The following is an 18,039-nucleotide window of genomic DNA, read 5'->3' on the forward strand; positions in this document are numbered from 1 at the left end:
TGTACTGGAGGCTGCGGGCGTGGCCGCCGGCGCCCCTGGAATAGTGCATGGCTTCCCGGGTGAAGTGGTGGAAGGGATTGGGCAGTTACTGGCGCATCACCGGGTGTGGGACAGGTTCGCGCCCAAGTAAGTAAGTCTGTGCCGGACCACCAAGTCGGCGGCGTGCACCAAATGCCGCCGAGGTGATCAATGACAGCTCAGGACCCGATCATGGCAACCGACCCAAACGACGCCGTCAAACAGGCCACCGACAAGGTGACGGACCTGCTCTCGGCGCCGCTGGCACCGCCAGCAACATGGCCAAGGACGCCGGCGAGCACCTCTCCGATGCAGTCGATGATCTCCGTCACCACGACGCCATCACTGGCGTCTGGGAGAAGCACACAGAGTTCCTCCGCGATCAACCCGCACTGACGTTTTGCGGTCGCCAGCCTCCTAGCCGCGGCCGTATTCAGTGTGATCATTCGTCGGTGCCAGCGCTAAAATCATGCTTAACGGTTCCACTCGCCGCGTCGGCATCATGAGTGGTCGCGGCGATCGGCGGCTCTCTCGTCATCGATAAAGGTCCTTCGTGCATCGCGCTCGTCGTCCATGACCGCCATCGTGGCCGTCGTGAGGAGATCGATTTGCTCGTCGATGACTGCGATGCGTTCGGTCAGCGCGATCCTCCTGAGATCGAACAACGCTATTCGAAGTTGCCGGGCCACCTGGGGCGAACCTGCTCCGGCCATGCGGATCTCGTCGAAGGCAAGGTGAACGAATCCGTCCCAGTCGAGCACCCGCACCACCAGTCGAAGCTCGCCGTCTTCGTCTCGGTGCTGACCGTCGGGGAACGGGCGACGGGCGAGTTGTCGCAGAATGTCGTGCAGTCGGTCGATGGCCTGTACTGCAGTCGATGGGTCTTGGAACGGCGAGTCCGACAGGGAGCGTTCAGCTATGTCCACGAGCATCCGCAGACCATACGAAACGTCCTGGTCGAGCGTCGGCTCGAACTTAAGCACGACTCCCTCTGTCAAACGCTTGTCATCAAGGGTCGGTGCGTCCCCACGCACGATAAATAGCGGAGCCGATGCGGGGACAAACTCACCGAGTCGAGGAACCAGTTCCACAATGCATCCGGCCCGCTTCGCCTCCTCGATGATGTGCTCGTAACCGATTGTCGTCACGACGCCGGACTTGGGAGAGACAATTGAACGATTCGCGACATCGGTGGGTGCTGCGTCGTCCCCTTTGTCGGGGAAGACACGATCAAGCAGCTTGCGTGTATCGTCACCAACGAGTTCGATGAGAGCCGAAACTCGCAGGGTCTGGCCGAGATGCTGCACGTAGATGACCAGAACGGCAATGCTCACAACGACCAGCACGAATGCTGTCAACACGGCGAGGCCCGGTACAGTGCCTTCCTGACCCTCACTGCCGGGATCAACTTCGCGAAGCGCGAGCAGAGAGTGTACGAAGGTGGCCACGAACAGGCCGATCGCAAACTGGCTGGGTTTGTCCCGCAGGATGCGCTGCACAATGCGCGGCGAGAACTGGCCCATCGCAAGTTGCACGACCACCATGGTGATGGTCAGCACGAGAGCGGCGAGGCTGATCATCGACGCCGCGACCACCGCGAGAATCTCCATTGCCGCATCCGGTCCGCCGACGACTGATTCGGGAATGAGCTTGTAGTCGAAATGGCGGTCGAGAGCGATCGTGACCAAAGACAGGAATATGCCAAATGCGACGCATATCACGGGCACTAGCCACAAGCTCTGACGGACGCTGGTCAAGAATCGGGAGATCTTCACCCCCTCACGGTACTGCTGCGGGCGAAAACCTACCAGAGAATCCGACTACGGTGTCCGGTATCGGGAACCGTTACTGGACACCGAAGTTGTGGGTCCCCAATGGGTGCACGGTCCCATATGTGACCAGACATGGGACCGTGCACATTCAAGACAAGGCACCTCAGGACGCGAACAAGGTTTCGCCGTACTGGGTATCGAAGTACTCGCGCACCTCTTTGATCCTGTCATCACAGATGATGAGATTGGCAATGTATGAGTTCTTGTAAGCCTTTCCAGATGTGGTCTCCGCACTGGACTTCCACTCGATGACGACATTCCCCTCACCGACAGTCGCGCTCACGAGTTCTGTAGAGAACGAACCTGGGGTCATCTGAGCGGAGGCGAGCGGGAAAAATTCATCCACGATTGCGTCGGGCCCCTCCCAAGTTCCTGAATTCGGGAGGCGACCGGGTGCAATCCACTTCGCGTTGCTGGTGAAACACTCCTTGAGGGCATCGTTGTCACCGGAGGCGAGTGCTGCGAAATAGCGTTTAACAACAGGTTGAATCTCTGGTTGTGAAGTCATAGTCCAACCCTAACAGGGTACTCGAATTTATATTCGATTAATAGATGTTCGACTGACGCCTAAATGGACATTTCATCCACCCTAGACGGATACCCAAACAGCACAACGTCTTCTGTCTCATAAGCCGGACGTCTAGCGGGAGCTCCCAGGTCGTCGCGGCTTTCATCGCGTACCGCGAGTCTGGGTGCCGCGTTTGCCCCGCCCGACATTAGGCCGATGATGGGACGTCATGCGCTCGAGGCCTTGTCTCAGTTAACTACAGATTCGTGAGTGCGCCCGTATGGTGAATTGAGACAGAGTTTAGGAGAATCTGTTTCATGTCTAATCGTCGTAAGTTCAGTCCGGAGTTCAAGGCCGAGGCTGTTGAATTGTTGATTTCCTCCGGCCCCCCGATCGTTCAGGTCGCGAAAGAAATTGGTGTCAGTGATGGCGCCCTGGGGAACTGGGTAAGGGCGTGGAAGGAAGAACACCCGGAAGCGGCCGCCGATGAGCCGGGCCCGGTGGAGTGGGCGAAATACAAGGCGATACAGGCCGAGAATGCCGAGCCGAAACGGGAAATTGAGTTCCTGGGAAAAGTCAGTGCCTTCTTCGCCGCGAAGCAACGATAGACGACTACTACACGTTTATCGGCAGGAGAAGGCCCATTACAAGATTGACTGGATGTGCCAGCAATTGAAGGTTCCCAGGTCTTCGTATTACCGCTGGTGCAAGCCGCAGGAACCGACCCCGACACAGCCCCGCAACAAGCAGCTCACCGAGGATGTTTGTCGCGTCTATAAGCGCGAGAAGGGCAGGGCCGGCCGGGACCAGATCACCACGATTCTGGACCACGAAGGGATACCCGTCGCTTCGGGAACGGTTGGGACCATTATGAACAAGCAGGGCCTGCGGGCAGTTCGGATGCGGGCGTGGAAGAAGACCACGGTCGTTGATCCTGCTGCCAGGACTGAACATATCAAGAACCATATGCTCGATGCCGACGGCAAGAGGGACTTCACTGCCACGGTGCCGGGAACGAAGCTGGTCGGGGATATTACCTACCTGCGCACGGGTGCTGGTTGGCTGTATCTGGCCACGGTTATCGACTTGGCGACCCGGATGGTGGTGGGTTGGTCCATGGCTTCCCATATGCGCACGGAGCTTATCGTGGATGCCATCACCATGGCCCGTGATCACGGCCGGCTTCATCCTGATGGGGCTATTTTCGGCTCGGATCGCGGGAGCAAGTACACCTCTGGTGATTTCCAGAAGTGGTGTGCTGGGAACAAAATTACCCAGTCCATGGGCGAGGTCGGGGTGTGTTGGGACAATGCGGTGGCCGAGTCATCCTTCTCGCACGTCAAGGCTGAGATGTACCACCACCATGATTTTGGCAATCACATGTCGGCAAGGACATCGGTCATGGAGTACATCGAGTCTCGGTACAACCGGCGACGGCCCCATTCCTACAACCAAGGACTGCCGCCGGCACGAGCCTTGGCCGCGTACCAGAATCAGATCGAACAAGCAGCGGCGTGAGAAGAAAAATCAATCACACTGTCTCAAAAACTTGACGGGCGCCTCTCTCACTATTCGCCGCTTTGAGTGCGCTGGCGTGCATCGTTGGTGTCAATGGATGTCTGCGGGAACCTTTTGATAGGAGTCCAGGGCGTCTTGTTTCCCGTAAGGGGAACGCTCCTGGACAGTCGATGCACTAAACGTCGTGGCGAGAGAGGCGTTGAAGGATGCGAAACTCTTTCCCCACTTAGTCGTCGCGGACGTTAGCTTCCACTTCGGCGAAAGCCCTTCGTCTTGGATACATATTGGACTGAAGTCTACGCTTTCGTGCTGGTTAGAAGTCGCGGTCGAGGGCGCCGGATTCGGCTACGGGTGCGATGGAACTAGTAAGGCCCGAGGGGTTGGTGACGGACGCTGTGGGTGTCCACACCATCGCAGCCATGGTACTCGAGGTGCGGAGGTTACCGACTCCGCTGGCGGGGGCTCCCAGCGTAACGGTGACAACGGTTTTGGGTACGCCTGCGGTGATCAGAGTTTTGGCCGTCATGGTGGCATTGAACGTGACGGTCTTTTTAGTCTTGGCGAAGTTCGCCTTCGTGTTTATTGAGCCGAGGTTTACGTTGCTGCCGGGCCGCTGGATGTCCACTGTGTCGCCGTTGCTGCCGGTACCCAATCCCTGAATGTTTCCATCGCGGAGGCGCACAGTAACAGGTAGGGCCGAGCCAGCCCAGCCAGGAGTGACGGACGCCAAATTAACTTGCTGGCTGTAGGAGAGGGTTAGGGTGTCTCCGGCGTCGAGCCGGCCTTGGATTCCTGAACCGTTGGCTGCCTGGACGTCTGCGCCGCGCAGCGGGCTGTTGTCCACGCGCCGGGAAGAGACAACAGCAGATGTGGTTTCCTTGGCTGCGCCGTCGGTCAAGACCGCCCTGAGATCGTACTGCCCGTCCGACGCGGTCCGCGTATCCCACACGCACGAGTACGGTGCCGTAGCTAAGGTACAGCGAGTAGTCCAAGTGTTGGTTCCGGCAGGTGATGACTGGATGCGGAGAGTGCTCACACCGGCCGACGAGTTCGCGGCAGCCCTAAGGGTTGCGTTGCCCGTCAGGTACGCCCCCGGGTCCTCCACCGACACCGAGGACACGGTGTTGTCCACCAACCTGTTGGTGATCGGGGTCGATGTTGTGCTGTTGCCTGCCTCATCAGTAGCAATGGCCCGGAAACTGTAGGGAGCGGTCGCCAGAGCTGTTGTGTCGAACCGGCAAGAGTATGGTGATTCCGTGACAGTGCAGAGCTGCGTCCAGGTGCTGGCGCCCGTCCGGGCGTACTGAATCTGCACTTGGTTGATGCCCGACTGGGCGTCCGCGGCCACGGCCGTGAATGTGCTGACGCCCCGCAGCGGTGAGCCGGGATCGCCCATGGTCGCAGAAGGGGCCACATTGTCCACCAGAACGTCGGTGATGGGTTCGGAGTAGCTTGACGTGAGCCCCACGACGGCCACTGCGCGGAGGTCATAGAAGTCGTTGGTGAAAGTGCCGGTGGCCCAGGTGCATTGGTACGGGGCCGCAACGGTTAGGCACAGCGTGTTCCACTTGTTGGCCCCAGCAACGGAATATTCCACCCGGACGGAGTAGTCCGTGCTGCCAGGGTTGTATAGAGTTGCGCCCAGAATGGTGTTGCCTCGCACGATTTCCTCGGGAGCCGTAAGGATAACGGCGAACGAGTTCGCCACAGTCGTTTGAGCCGTCGCCGAGGTGGTGGTGAGGCCGGAGTTGTCTGTAGCAATAGCCCTGAGGCTATAGGCGCCATCCGGCATAGTCTGGGTGTTCCACTGGCAGGTATAGGGCTCCGCCTCCCGAGTGCACAGTGTGGTCCACGCGCCGCCGGGCTGCAGATACTGGATAGTCACGTTGCGGATGCCGGTCTCACCATCGCTGGCGACCGCGGTCAGGGAAACACTGGCCTTGACCGTTGTCCCTGGGCTGGCGATGGTGACCGACGGCGGAGTCCAGTCCGCTGCCATACCGAAGGTGCTCCCGGTATTGGACGTGGCGGCCGTGAATGCTGCCGAAGAGAAGGTTGTGGAGGTGACCAGCACCAGAGCCGTTAAAGCCCCAACAAGGCCGACGGCGGCGCTGACCTTCAAATGGCGGGCGCGGGCGCGGGCGGGTAGGGCAGACGCGGCGTCATCTTCTGAGGGGCTCTCGGAACCCACCTCCGGTGAGTCGTCCGCGGCATCCGGTGAGTCGCCAGTTTCCTCATCTTCATCCGGTGTCCGCACCCAGAAAACGGCCAGTACCACGGCGATTAGCGTCAGGACGCTCCACCAGGCAAGTGCGGGAAGGTTTCCGAGTCCAAGCCAGAGGCCCGGCAGCCCGACGAAAGGAACGAGGAGCCTGGCCTGGCCGGTGATCTGTTCTCGTTTGAGTGGGGTGCTGTCCACCTCGGCGTTGGCATCACCAGCCGTGACGAAGGTGCCGTCCGGATTCTCAGCGACAATCCGGTGCAGCCGCGTTTTCTCCACTCCGCTGGGCTCGGCCTCCGCCGGGCTGGTGAACTCCACCACGCCGCCCACAGGGACCTTTTGGGCAGCGTCAAAACCGGCCGCCAGTACCACATCGCCGGCGCTGATATGTGGTTCCATGGACCCGCTCTGTACCACGGTGCCGTGCCAGCCGAAGAGAGTCGGTAGTACCGCGATGAGGGCAAGGCACAGCAACACGCCCAGATACAGCCGCGATGCCAGGGACGCCAGAAAAAGCACCCAACCATCAGCGGAAAATAGTGGGGCCCACCGGGAAGGTCTCCGGGCGGACCCGGGTTCCTCCCGGTTCACAGATTACAACCCCGTTGCCTCCGGGCTACGGGGTTGTGGGGGAGGCGTCGGACTGGAGTTCCCACACAAGATCGATGCCTACACGCGCACCCTGAAAGGTGTTGATCTCGTCCTGGCTCAGGCCGGTTGTATCGAAGCGCCACGTACCCCTGTAGCTCTGGGTTTCACCAGGCGTGCCAGTAACTTGCCAAGAGGATCCACCGGTGGAGAAGTCCCGCACGTTTGCGGCCAACTGAGCGATCGACATCTCCGGGACGTCGTTGGAGTTGGGGGTGAAGCCGGTGCAGTTATTGAACGATCCGCCGGTGCCCTGCTCCAGATCGAAGAAGATCCGGCTCTCCAAGCCCTTCGCGGAGATCAGGTTCTGCGTGTAGGGCTTGACCACGCCCGGAACGTTGGACTGAGAGGTGACGACAATGCATTTCTGGCCAGTCTGGCCCGGGACAATGTTCTCCACCGTAAACGCGGCCGCACCAAGATCATCGTCGGTAAGGGTTACGTTGCCAGAGCTCCAGGAACTACCGGCATTACGGGTTGAGGCAGTAAATGCGGCTTGGGAGCCCTGCCAGACCATTCCACCGGCAATCAACACAGCTAACGGCGCGGCAGCGAACATGGCGAGCTTGCGAGTACGCGAAGAGGGGGTTTTCATGAATGAGACCTTGTCTTAGAACCGACGGAGTTTATCTACTCGCCCGGTATGCCAAACAGACCTTCCCAGATATCTGTATGCCCCCAAGCGATGACACATCCAATCTACGGCGGTGACGCGCAACCTGACAATACCCGTAACAATTTAGGAAGCCCTTTCCAGAGCAAAAATTGGGGCTGTTGACCGGTCTGTCATTTTAATAAGTCGGATGCACAGCCCTGCCGAGTCTGTAAGGGGAACGCTGACCGGACAATGCAAAGCAGGCGGTAGACCGCCGCTGGATTTCCGGGACTGAACTTTCAGCGAAGCTAGATAACATCCCCAAATGGTCCGGCAGCATCGGACGGAACTATCTCCTTCCGCATGGAAACTGAGATGGCCAGAAGCACTATCCCAGCGGCCAGAACGATAACAGCAACACCAAGTAGGCCGATATCACCCGAGGTTCCTGGGCAGCCCATATTGTTGTCAGCCTCCGGACAGGACCTCCAGGGTCCGAGGTACACCAGAGGAACGCCAACAACTGATACAAGAGCCAGCAGAATCCCCGATGTCGCTTACACAGTCTTTCTGCAAGCTCTCGTAGTTCATCCAAGCACGGCGAGGTTGCCGTACTCATCCGCCGGTAGGGGGAAGGCTAGGTGGGGAGTCTTTTGCTGACCGGTGCTGATTCCTGCCGTGTTGCAGGAGTAGTCGGGACGTGCCCTCGGCTAGCGGCGAGTGAATCCCTCGTCGTGCCAGTAGGCGGCCTGTGCCGCCGTGCGCCGCAGAATCGCGTCGGCGGAGTGCGGCGCGGGCCACAGCATCAGCTCGTAAGAGTCGGGTGCGGGATGCTCGACATCGGCATTGGACTGTGCATGGCCGGCGTCCATGCCCCGTGCGTTCCACCGAACCCGGTAGCTGGGGCCGGGAAGATCGAAGCGCACAACCGGGTCGTCCGCCCAGCCGGCGAACGCGGCCTCGCCCGAAGGGACAAGGCTCGCCTCGACCACTTCCTCCCACTCGCCGAGGTCGGGCGCGTCGTCCCATAGACTGACTCGCACCGGAACCCAGCCGGTGTGCGTCCCCGTGATGAGGAACAGCGCCCCGGCGACAGTCGCCCCGCACAGCCCGTTCACCTGACCGATGAACGCTCCATCGGGGATCGGCGGCTCGACGATCCCCGTCGTCAGCGTCATCTGCGCATACGACGTGAACACTAGGCCGTCAAAGAGCACGCGCATGGTCTCGTCCTTCCTCGGCGCCCTGAGCGACCGGTCACAAGCCGAACCCTCAGTGGGACGGATTCAGTGCTTCATGGTCTAATCAATCGATTTCTCGGCAGTTCCCATTGCTGGAATCGTCAACAATGCTTGCTTGCTCTGATCGCAAGCGGAGGACGTCTATGCTCCGAAAACGTCGCCCGCTCGCCAACGTCCCTAGCCAGTTGTTGATTGCCGGTGGTTAGCTGGGAATCCTGACATGCGAATCTCTGGCGATCTCATCCCTAGCGTTTACTGGGGGATGACTTCAAAGGATTCTTCATTCGAACAGCAGCCAGCCCAGTGATGCTGGTTGTTGCACCAACGAAGAACACGAGAACCAACGAAAGCCCCAACATGGGTGGAAGCAGCGGGTTATCCCATGCGAGGAACATTGATACTGCCAAACCAGCGACCGATATGCTCGTCACCCAATTGAGCCCTTGAGTCAGGCGGGTCCCGGACGTCGCGTACACAGGTTTTCTGTAAGCTCTCATGATTCATCCAACCACAACGCAATGCTCTTAAACCTCCCGTACGCGGACCGTGAGCGGGACGGACATGACTATTGTTGCTGTTGAATAGTGCCGCGTCGTAGCGGTAACCGTTGCTGCGATGTGGTTCAGATTTGTCGCGCAACCTTGTTCTGTCCAATTCAGCCAACGTTGACTGCAGCCCGCCCTCTGGCCGTGCCAGCCCTTCCCGGGAGGCAGAATCTAAATGCGCACATCAGGGTGAAGCCTATTTGAGTTGGATCTGACAGCTCTTCCCTGTGGGCTCACCGTCAAGGGTGAACTCAAAATTGAGGAGTTGCGCACGCATCGGCGGTTCCGGGGCATAGCCCCAACACCCGTCCCACTCAGTCCCGGTACCGGCCACTTTCCCGCCCGCCCAGCGGTATTCAGTGCCGACATCGTCCGTGATCCGCACTCTAACCCGGCTGAGAACGGGCTCGCCGGGCATGATCGGAAATCGCCCGGCAGCCTCGGTACCGTGAAGTTTCCGCTGCTTCGCCCATTGCTCAATTTCCTTGAGATGGTGATGATCCCGGTTGCGGGTCTCGAGGCACGGCACGCCCTCAAAGTACACGACAACACCGCGGTCGCCTGGCACTTCACCTACTCCTGCTGGAAGCGTGAATGTTGGATCTATGCCGGTAAAACGCACATCTATGCCATCGCTGGTCGCAATAATGAGATCACCAGGGGCTGAAATAATCATCGTCATTAGCCCACACTAGCGCCACATCTGAAAGAGGACCCCTCCGCCCAGGAATCGCTATAAAGGAGCAGTCGCTGCGTCCGGTATGGGGTCTTTCCGGATCGGAGTTCAGAAGCGTCCCGTAAGCCGGTCTGGCACCGGCGCAAGCGGTAACAAAATTCTCCTGACTCAGAATCCGCGTTAATCCACATCCCACCGATTCCCGTATGCTCGCCCGCAATAAAGCCCGGTCAGCGGGCCCCATATGGGACAAGATATGAAGGCGCCCAAGAATGATCGAGTCATGTTCCGGTGGGCCATGTTTAGTGAGATAGATCTTGCTAATGGTCCAGGTGTAGTGAGCGAGGCTCACTATAGATGAGACGGGACAGTCGCGGCGGAAGCAACCGCGCGGAGGCATTTGATCACCTGTGCGTCCAGCGCACATAAAGTAACTTCTGATGGAGAAATGCGTTATCCGATCTCTCACTATTCGCCGCTTTGAGTGCGCTGGCGTGCATCGTTGGTGTCAATGGATGTCTGCAGGAACCTTTTGATTGGAGTCCAGGGCGTCGGGTTTCCCAAAATGGGAACCTTCACCGGACACTTCCATAGATAAACGCGATAGTCATCGTGCAGAGCGCAGTTCAACGAGTCAGTTGCGGCGTGTTGATGACGACCACGCATGGGTCGTTGCAGGAACAATTAGAGTCATGGAACCGGAATGGAGCACCCGCATCAGGTGGACCGACTTGCCCGAGCACGTGCGAGTTGGCATCGAACAGATTCTGGGATCACCTGTCGTGGAATCAATGGGTCAGCAGGGAGGCTTTTCCCCTGGAACTGCCGACAGGGTACGCACAGCAGCCGGGCTCCGGGCCTTCGTCAAGGCGGTGAATCCGGCCTTGAACGAAGCCTCGCCGGCCATCCATAGGAAAGAAGCAGCAATTACTGCCGCTCTGCCATGCACGCTACCCGCGGCGTCACTGATCGGAAAATTCGATGACGGAGACTGGATAGCGCTAGTCCTCTCCGATGTGGAAGGCAACCACCCTCACATACCCTGGCGCACCAATGAGCTGACACTTGTGCTTGATGCACTGCTGGGTCTAGCCCGGATGCCAATTCCTCAAGGTCTAGAACATCTGCCGGAACTTTCGCAGGAGTTGAGCGACGAGTTTGGAGGCTGGGCCCGCATCCGCGCGGATCTCCCGGAATCCTGTGACCCCTGGATCCTTGGGAACCTCGACTGCTTGGAACACCTGGCAGAGCTTGGACTGTCGGATCTGGGCGGTGATTCACTGGTTCACACCGACGTCCGGGCCGACAACGTTTTGATCACCCGTGACAACGGGGCCATTCTCGTGGACTGGCCTTGGGCCTGTGTCGGTTCGGGATGGTTCGATGCGCTCACGGTTCTCGTAAACGTACGCGTGTTTGACCCCATCTTCGATGTGGAGTCCGTGTTGCAATCCCACCCTGTGTTTGCAACGGCCGATGCGAGCAGCGTTGATGGTCTCCTTTCGGGGCTGGGAGCATATTTTATTGACATTGCCCGGCGGCCGGCCCCGCTTGGCCTGCCGACTGTTCGAGTTTTCCAGCAACAGCAGGGTGACGCTGCCATGGGCTGGCTTCGACAGCGTATCTCCGCCCACAGCCAGACATCATCCATCGACAATCCATTCAATGAGGACAATGAGGACAATGAGGACAATGAAGGCGAGTGACGGCGGAAGAACCCTGGACTGAATCGGGGGATCGAAATATGGCGCTTCACAAACCGAACGCTTTACGGGACGAACTAGACGGACAGAAGCAAGGGTTTCTGGAGATTGTCACCGTGCCCGATTGAGGGGAACAGTTCTGCAAGGTTGCGGGGAGAAAAAAGGTGGATTGGTCCGGCATTCTGAATTGCTTCCCACGACCACCAGAAAAAATCATGGAGACCCTCATTGAGCAGGGCCCCCGGACTCCAGACTCCTTGCGGTTCGAACCGATCAATCTCGACCAGAAAGTAGTCATTGACTACGCCTTCATATCCATGGCATATGGAGTTGTCTACGATTTCCTGGCGCCAAACCAGAGGTGGCTCAAGAAGACTTAAGTCGAGTCCAATTTCTTCCTCAAGCTCGCGAGTAAGCGCCTCAATCGGCGTTTCGCCTGGTTCGATCCCTCCGCCGGGTGCGGCCCAGACAAAACCATCAGGGATTCCGTGACTGCCTAACAGCAGATCACGATCAGGAGTGAGAATCAGAGCTCTTACCGAGTGGCGCAGAAGGGGACCTGTCATGCCGTCACCCTACAGGACGTCATAAAGAGCATCTTCAGACGAGTTCCAGATGCCGAGCCTTGAATGGGCCGTGCTCCCTATACGGGACAAGATATGAAGACGCCCAGGCATGATCGAGTCAAGTTCCGGTGGTCCATGTTTAGTGAAACAGATCTTGCTAATGGTCCAGATAATATGCGTTCGACGCACATAAAGAAACTTCTGCTGGGGAAATTCGTTATCCGATCTCTCACTATTCGCCGCTTTGAGTGCGCTGGCGTGCATCATGGATGTCAATGGATGTCAATGGATGTCAATGGATGTCAATGGATGTCAATGGATGTCAATGGATGTCAATGGATGTCTGCGGGGACCTTGATATGCTGTGTTTCATGCTCAAACTTGCCGACCCGGCCGTCACCTTTCATAGGTCATGGGTAGAAGCTAAGGGAGAATGGCCCGACGGTCACCAGGACGGCTCGGGCATCCGTCCTGGCGACCGGTTCGAAACGACTAAGGACTTCGAAGCCTGGATAAAACGCCTGACTATGCCAGCTGATCCTGCAATGCTGTTCAGCGGGGTGCAAGTGAACACGAGCAGGTTCTGGATAGTGGAGCACGAAACCTACCTCGGAGCAATCGAACTCCGGCACGTTCTAACACCTATCATGCTCGAAGCGGTCGGCCACATTGGCTATAACATCCGGCCAACAGCTCGCGGACGTGGCATTGCGACCTGGGCCCTCAAAGCTATCCTCCCTCACGCCCGCAGCATGGGCCTGACACGGGTACTGCTTACCTGTGATGAACAGAACCTGCCATCTGCCCGAACAATAGAGAAAAACGGTGGCGTCCTTGAAGATATACGCAGCACCGAAATAGGCGTCAAGCGCAGGTACTGGATCGACCTGTCAGGCTACCCCTGCGATCAAGCAGGCGAGGAATCAAGCCGCAGCGGAAGCAACCGCGCCTAGGCATCTGATTAGCTGTGCATCCGACGCACATAAAGTAACTTTTGATTGGAGTATAGGGCGTCGGGTTTCCTGTAAGGGGAACGCGAACCGGGACGGTCGAATCAAGATCCCTGCCATCAAATCTGGCCTAGGCACGCGACATCGATGGCAGGGAATTTGACCTTCTAAGAGGGAACCCGGCCCGGGGAATGGCCTCAGCAAGGAAGGATCGCAGTGCCTTCCATGAAACGGACACATCGCCCCGTCAATATTGTGCGTTCGCCCGCGAACTCGATGTGCACGGTTCCGCCGCGGGCCGATGCCTGACGCGCCAGCATCTCCTGTTTGCCGAGACGTTCGGCCCAGAGCGGAGCGAGCTGGCAGTGGGCGGATCCTGTGACGGGATCTTCGGAAACGCCGGCCTCTGCCCCGAACCAGCGGGAAACGAAATCGTAGTCAGTTCCGGTGCCCGGGGCTGTGACAATGGTCCCGCGCACCGGCAATGAAGCCAGGAATGCGAGATCCGGTGTCAGATCGATGACAGTTTGGGCGTCTTCGACCATGTAAATGTGGTCAGTGGCCTTCAATGCCTCGGTCACCGGTACCCCAAGTGCCCTGGCAATGTCAGGGTCGATGGCAACCGGCGCGGGGACTTCGGAGGGGAAGTCCATAGTGTATTGACCCTCGGCCGGACGGGTCACCGCGAGCCAGCCGCTGCGGGTGTGAAAATGCAGCTTCTCGGCCTGGGGATGAACGTCGTCAAAGAGGTAGGAGGCTGCGGCCATGGTCGCGTGCCCGCACAGGTCCACTTCAACGGCTGGAGTGAACCAGCGCAGATGGTATGCCGGGTGGGCCGAGTTCGGAGCTTGGATTCCTGCGGGCAGGTCCTTAACCAAGAATGCTGTCTCGGAGAGATTGTTCTCCGTCGCCGCCTGCTGCAGCACGGCATCGGGCAGCCACTCGGGCAGGGCCATGACGGCTGCCGGGTTGCCTTCGAAGAGTGCATCGGCAAACGCATCGATCTGTACCAGGGGGACCTTCACGACCTTGCTGGCCTGTTCCTGTTGCTCTTCGGATGTTGCTATTGATTTGCTCTGCATGGCGTTTCCTTTCGGACCCGGTTCAGCGCATGTTGCAGCCGTTGTCCGATGACAACGGGCAATGCGAAACAGCCGGATCGCATGGGCCGTATGTGGGATAGGGGCTTGTTGTGCTGCGGTGGCTAGTGGGCTGGCCTTACTGGGCTTGACCGCTAGACCAGGATGTAGTGGTCAAGCCCTTCGTGGTGGGTGTCCAGCTGGAATCCGCGGCGGGTGAGCAACTTAGTCGAGACCGCGTTGGCGGGGTCCACGCGAGCGAAGAGCTCCCGAGTGAGGTAGATGTCAGGGATGCTGGCCAGGGCAGCGTCGGGCATGGCCCCGGAGATGCCGCGGCCCCAATGGTCAGGGGAGACCCAGTAACCGACTTCAACACCCGCGTCCTTGCGGGACGAGACCACGATGCCGACAGGCTCATTTGCCTCGACGGCCAGGAACCAACGCGAGGCGCCAATGCTGTCGAGCGGGTCTTCCTGGAGGGCCGCACGAATGCGTTCCTGGATGGTTTGTTCGTCCCAGGGCTGGCCGTCGCCGATGAAGCGGGTCACCCGTTCGTCGGAGGCCTTGCCGGTGAAGAATGCCGTGTCAGCCTCGTGGAATGGGCGCGGGGTGATCGCGGGAGGGTGCGGCATGGGAACCTTTCGGGGTGGAGGAGCTATCACCAACTTATCAAGGTCACTGCATGGTCCTGAATCTGCACGCCTACCCTTGGCAATGAGTCGCAATGAACCTCCCGTATGGCGAACCTGCTGCGAGACAGAGGGCGCCACTGTGTGAATGGCGAAGGAGCCGTTGAAGGATGCGGAATTCATTCCGCGCTGTTGGCTCGGGCGTAGGCTTCCACTTCGGCGAAGGACCGTTCGTCCTGAATGCCGATTGTGAGTGAGCTGCGGCTGTCGTTGTAGGTGATATCAATGTCTATGTCATTGACGTGCCACATCTTCCGCAGGCCTCTCTGGCCGTGCCATGGAATGGTTGGCTCGCCGTGGAGGTTAGTCAGTTGACGGAGAATGGCGTCGAAGCACTGGGTTGCTTGGGGGTCTGGCAGCGCCGAATCCAGCCGGATCTGTAAATGGATTGATTCTATAAGTCCGTCAAGTTCCCGCGAAGTGGCGAAGATGGGAGGGCCGCCGTCCCTTGGTTCTAGGTGAAAATGATCCGCGATGTCACGAGCATCATTAGTGCTCGCGGGAGACTTCTTTCCCTGTCCCCATCCCAGACGCTTGAACAAGGCATTCTTTTCGGCCTGATTCTTGGGCCAAGGATGTCGAATCGCTTCTTCGACCAGGTCAACGATGGCTTCAGGCTGCGGAATTTCGTTCATGAACCGTTCTGGGGATGTCATCTTGCCACGCTATGCCGGAACGCAGCGTATCGCTAGGGGCCAGAAGGTGTCGATCGACTGCGGCGTGGATCAGCCAGTCAATGAATCCGTCTCGCATGGGAACCTTTAGCGGAAAGAAATGCTCACACTTGCCAGCTGCTGGGTAGCATCGGAGTAGGCAGTAGCAAGGAGCGTAGCGAAATATTTGAGCGATTTAATGATCGAGCCCGACGCGTTGTTGTGCTGGCCCAAGAAGAGGCCCGCATGCTCAACCACAATTACATCGGCACGGAGCGCATCCTCCTGGGACTGATCCGCGAATGCGAAGGCGTGGCTGCGCAGGTGCTGGTGAAGCTCGGAGCAGACCTGGGCCGCGTGCGCCATCAGGTCATCCAATTACTCGCCGGCTACCAGGGCGATGGGGCCGACGACGACTGATCGGATACCTCAGGGGCATTCGCGACGTTCACATTCCTATCGCGGCCCCGCCCCGATATTTACTTACGGCGAAGCCGGTCGTATCCATGACCTGTCGAAACGGCGATGAGCCCGAGCGCCAGCCTGAACACTCGACTGCCCAGGAGCATCCCGCCGGGGACCATCAATGGGATGTCTGAGGATTTCCGGCAGCGGATGGCCAAGGCGATGCCATTGCAGAAACTGATTGAACATCGATTGCATGATCGAACGGGGAATGTCCTGATTGGTGTCTGCTCCATCAGTTTTTATCCGGCATTATCCAAAAAACGAGATAAAAGGATAGTCCCGCAAGCGGAACCTTGAGTGGGACTCTTGCCGCTGGGAGAAGCCTGATTCCCGGTGCGGATCAGTTGCCGAGTAGGTTCTTCTTCATCGCGTAGTTCGTTAGCTGCACTCCGACCATCACAGGATGTTGTTTTGCTTCGACGACGAATCCGTGGCGCTCGAAGAAGGGTCGGGCTGTGATGCTGACATCGGCGGTCAGTGCCGTCAGGTGATCTGCGCGTGCTTTGGACTCCACGTGGCCGAGAAGTTGCCTTGCCACGCCGAGCCGTAGGTAGCGAGGGGCTACGAACATCATGTCTATATACCCTTGCGGGTCTATGTCGGAGAAACCTGCTGGCTCTCCATCCACGGTCGCCACGTAACTGTTCCGCCCGTGCATCGCGGCGTGCCAGGTGGATAGTTCGCGTGCTTCTGGCCGTGCCCACGCCTGAATCTGCTCTGGTGAGTAATCGGCGGCAGCGGTTTCGGTCACTGCGGCAAGGAAGATCGCCATAGTGTCTGCCGCGTCGGCGCGGCCGTATGGATGAATGTCAATGACTGATGCATCGGTGTTTGTATTTGATTCCACAGAACCAGCATCCCACTTCGACTGGACATGACCACCCGGCGCTTATCGTGTGGCGTAGCCGAACCCGCTGCGGGACACACAAATACTTGAACTGTCAGGTGCAGACTTTGTCCCCGAAGGAAATTACGGTCCGCCGGATAGTAGCTTCCCCGTGTACTTGTACGTTGAGTGCTAGGCATCCAGAACTTTGGTTCCTGAGGGCGAACCCTCCGACATACCAGGACCCCTCTGGGTGCTGGTGGGCTGGGCAGCTTTTGTACGTCACGGACAGATATCCGGCCCGTGGCCCGGCTTCCGTAATGATGCTCGCCCAGTTGCTGACTTCGGGGTCTATAGGGACCGTGACCGTTGCACCCGGTGTGAGGTGGGCCCCGATCTTTGCAAAGATGATCCCGTTCACCGCATCAGGGAGCGCTTGGGGATACCAATCTATCAGCCCAGGGTAGAGCAACGGGCCTAGGGCCAGATCGTCGGCCTGGTTTGGGCGAGGGTCTTCAGTTGGACGCGACAACTTGCAGTCAACGGTTGTTTTCGCCTCGGGGAGCGCGGCCAACTTGGCGGTTGGCGAGGAGGACGAGTTGGCAGACGGGGTCGTGGTCGAGGAGGGTTGGAGGCTGGCGCAGCCTGATATTGCAATCAGCAGGGCCGTCAACCCAAGTATCCCTAGGCGAGACGGGGCCGTTTTCTTGGCTCGAAATTTCAAGTCGATACCAGTAGTGGCCGTGGGTGGTGTCGATGGTCCCATAGTAGGCACCCTAGCTGACGGGGCCGTTCGTCAACAGAGCGAGTGGGTCTTTTCTATCGCGAACGAGGAATCAAATACCGCCGAACTTAAATCCAACCAGGTGCCAAGCGTCTCGCAAGGAGTATCCAGTACGGAGGTCTTCAAACTGTCCCATAAGCCGGTTGGATTTCAGGACTCTAGGCCGTGGGACTTGGACCACGAACACCAGTTAATGCATGCACCGCGAGGGAACGTCTTGCGTGACATGCTTAGGGCAGACAACTATTTGCATTCAATGTCCATCTGCATGGCGGGGGATTGATGGCCGGCATTACATTCACAGTGCGGCAGACTGTTGTTCATGGACCCATTTGAATCAGAATTGAGAGTCATTGCGGCAGCCGAAGAACTGGCAGCGACGCTCGGAGCAAACAAAAACCATACGGTCGCGGCTGCGGCGATGGATACGAACGGCGTTATTCATCGTGCTGTGAATGTTTACCACTTCACGGGCGGACCGTGCGCCGAGTTGGTCGTCATGGGGATCGCTGCTACAGC

At 58.5% G+C, this 18,039-nt stretch carries 16 protein-coding genes and 1 pseudogene; 5 read left to right on the forward strand and 12 right to left on the reverse strand.

Going from position 1 to position 18,039, the window contains the following annotated elements:
* Window positions 1-197 precede the first annotated feature (197 nt).
* The 3 genes from CVS28_RS19050 to CVS28_RS19060 form a co-directional block, all read right to left on the reverse strand.
* A complete protein-coding gene (locus tag CVS28_RS19050) occupies window positions 198-383 on the reverse strand; it encodes a hypothetical protein (protein ID WP_133159206.1) in 186 nt (61 codons plus the stop codon).
* A gap of 135 nt (window positions 384-518) precedes the next feature.
* Complete coding sequence (locus CVS28_RS19055; RefSeq protein ID WP_165788214.1) at window positions 519-1,793, reverse strand: DUF2254 domain-containing protein; 1,275 nt, start codon at window positions 1,791-1,793, stop codon at window positions 519-521.
* Window positions 1,794-1,953: 160 nt separating this feature from the next.
* Window positions 1,954-2,358, reverse strand: coding sequence for a nuclear transport factor 2 family protein (locus CVS28_RS19060; protein WP_103467530.1), 405 nt, complete (start codon window positions 2,356-2,358; stop codon window positions 1,954-1,956).
* 317 nt (window positions 2,359-2,675) lie between these two features.
* Here CVS28_RS19060 and CVS28_RS19065 point away from each other — a divergent pair.
* Window positions 2,676-3,876, forward strand: a protein-coding gene (locus CVS28_RS19065) for an IS3 family transposase (RefSeq protein WP_423716428.1) whose coding sequence is annotated in 2 segments (ribosomal slippage) — window positions 2,676-2,962 and window positions 2,961-3,876 — 1,203 coding nt in all. Because the reading frame shifts where the segments join, the coding sequence is not laid out codon by codon here.
* Window positions 3,877-4,189: 313 nt separating this feature from the next.
* Here the strand turns inward: CVS28_RS19065 and CVS28_RS19070 are convergent.
* From CVS28_RS19070 to CVS28_RS19085, 4 genes are all read right to left on the reverse strand, one after another.
* Window positions 4,190-6,616 carry a signal peptidase I gene (locus CVS28_RS19070; RefSeq protein WP_243399980.1) on the reverse strand — a complete coding sequence of 809 codons (2,427 nt, stop codon included), beginning with the start codon at window positions 6,614-6,616 and terminating at the stop codon, window positions 4,190-4,192.
* A 97-nt stretch (window positions 6,617-6,713) separates the two neighbouring features.
* The gene (locus CVS28_RS19075) at window positions 6,714-7,340 is read right to left on the reverse strand and encodes a hypothetical protein (protein WP_133159207.1); all 627 of its coding nucleotides are present in this window, start codon (window positions 7,338-7,340) and stop codon (window positions 6,714-6,716) included.
* A gap of 710 nt (window positions 7,341-8,050) precedes the next feature.
* Complete coding sequence (locus tag CVS28_RS19080; protein WP_103482490.1) at window positions 8,051-8,563, reverse strand: hypothetical protein; 513 nt, start codon at window positions 8,561-8,563, stop codon at window positions 8,051-8,053.
* 759 nt (window positions 8,564-9,322) lie between these two features.
* Window positions 9,323-9,808, reverse strand: a complete 486-nt coding sequence (locus CVS28_RS19085) for a hypothetical protein (protein WP_133159208.1) — start codon at window positions 9,806-9,808, stop codon at window positions 9,323-9,325.
* 686 nt (window positions 9,809-10,494) lie between these two features.
* On the opposite strand from CVS28_RS19085, the gene CVS28_RS19090 reads away from it, so the two are divergent.
* Window positions 10,495-11,508, forward strand: a complete 1,014-nt coding sequence (locus tag CVS28_RS19090; RefSeq protein WP_103482491.1) for a phosphotransferase — start codon at window positions 10,495-10,497, stop codon at window positions 11,506-11,508.
* A gap of 74 nt (window positions 11,509-11,582) precedes the next feature.
* Here the strand turns inward: CVS28_RS19090 and CVS28_RS19095 are convergent, their stop codons facing one another.
* Complete coding sequence (locus CVS28_RS19095; protein ID WP_103482492.1) at window positions 11,583-12,071, reverse strand: NUDIX domain-containing protein; 489 nt, start codon at window positions 12,069-12,071, stop codon at window positions 11,583-11,585.
* 275 nt (window positions 12,072-12,346) lie between these two features.
* On the opposite strand from CVS28_RS19095, the gene CVS28_RS19100 reads away from it, so the two are divergent.
* Window positions 12,347-13,024 carry a GNAT family N-acetyltransferase gene (locus tag CVS28_RS19100; protein ID WP_207797265.1) on the forward strand — a complete coding sequence of 226 codons (678 nt, stop codon included), beginning with the start codon at window positions 12,347-12,349 and terminating at the stop codon, window positions 13,022-13,024.
* 194 nt (window positions 13,025-13,218) lie between these two features.
* Here CVS28_RS19100 and CVS28_RS19105 read toward each other — a convergent pair whose 3' ends face one another.
* From CVS28_RS19105 to CVS28_RS19115, 3 genes are all read right to left on the reverse strand, one after another.
* On the reverse strand, window positions 13,219-14,103 hold the full coding sequence (locus tag CVS28_RS19105) for a PhzF family phenazine biosynthesis protein (RefSeq protein ID WP_207767589.1): 885 nt from the start codon (window positions 14,101-14,103) through the stop codon (window positions 13,219-13,221).
* A 152-nt stretch (window positions 14,104-14,255) separates the two neighbouring features.
* Window positions 14,256-14,732 (reverse strand): GNAT family N-acetyltransferase, encoded by a 477-nt coding sequence (locus CVS28_RS19110; protein WP_165788215.1) that lies wholly within the window; start codon window positions 14,730-14,732, stop codon window positions 14,256-14,258.
* A 176-nt stretch (window positions 14,733-14,908) separates the two neighbouring features.
* The gene (locus CVS28_RS19115; RefSeq protein ID WP_133159209.1) at window positions 14,909-15,445 is read right to left on the reverse strand and encodes a hypothetical protein; all 537 of its coding nucleotides are present in this window, start codon (window positions 15,443-15,445) and stop codon (window positions 14,909-14,911) included.
* Between the two features lie 192 nt (window positions 15,446-15,637).
* Between CVS28_RS19115 and CVS28_RS19120 the strand changes: the two are divergent.
* A pseudogene (locus CVS28_RS19120) lies at window positions 15,638-15,841 on the forward strand (Clp protease N-terminal domain-containing protein); the annotation flags it as partial.
* Between the two features lie 409 nt (window positions 15,842-16,250).
* Here the strand turns inward: CVS28_RS19120 and CVS28_RS19125 are convergent.
* A complete protein-coding gene (locus CVS28_RS19125) occupies window positions 16,251-16,757 on the reverse strand; it encodes a GNAT family N-acetyltransferase (RefSeq protein ID WP_243399981.1) in 507 nt (168 codons plus the stop codon).
* A 1,085-nt stretch (window positions 16,758-17,842) separates the two neighbouring features.
* On the opposite strand from CVS28_RS19125, the gene CVS28_RS19135 reads away from it, so the two are divergent.
* Window positions 17,843-18,039: cytidine/deoxycytidylate deaminase family protein (locus tag CVS28_RS19135; RefSeq protein WP_479768597.1), on the forward strand; the 197-nt coding region annotated here is incomplete at its 3' end.

Origin of the sequence: Arthrobacter glacialis, from assembly GCF_002909415.1 — a bacterium.
In the GTDB taxonomy this organism is placed as follows: Bacteria; Actinomycetota; Actinomycetes; order Actinomycetales; family Micrococcaceae; genus Specibacter; species Specibacter glacialis.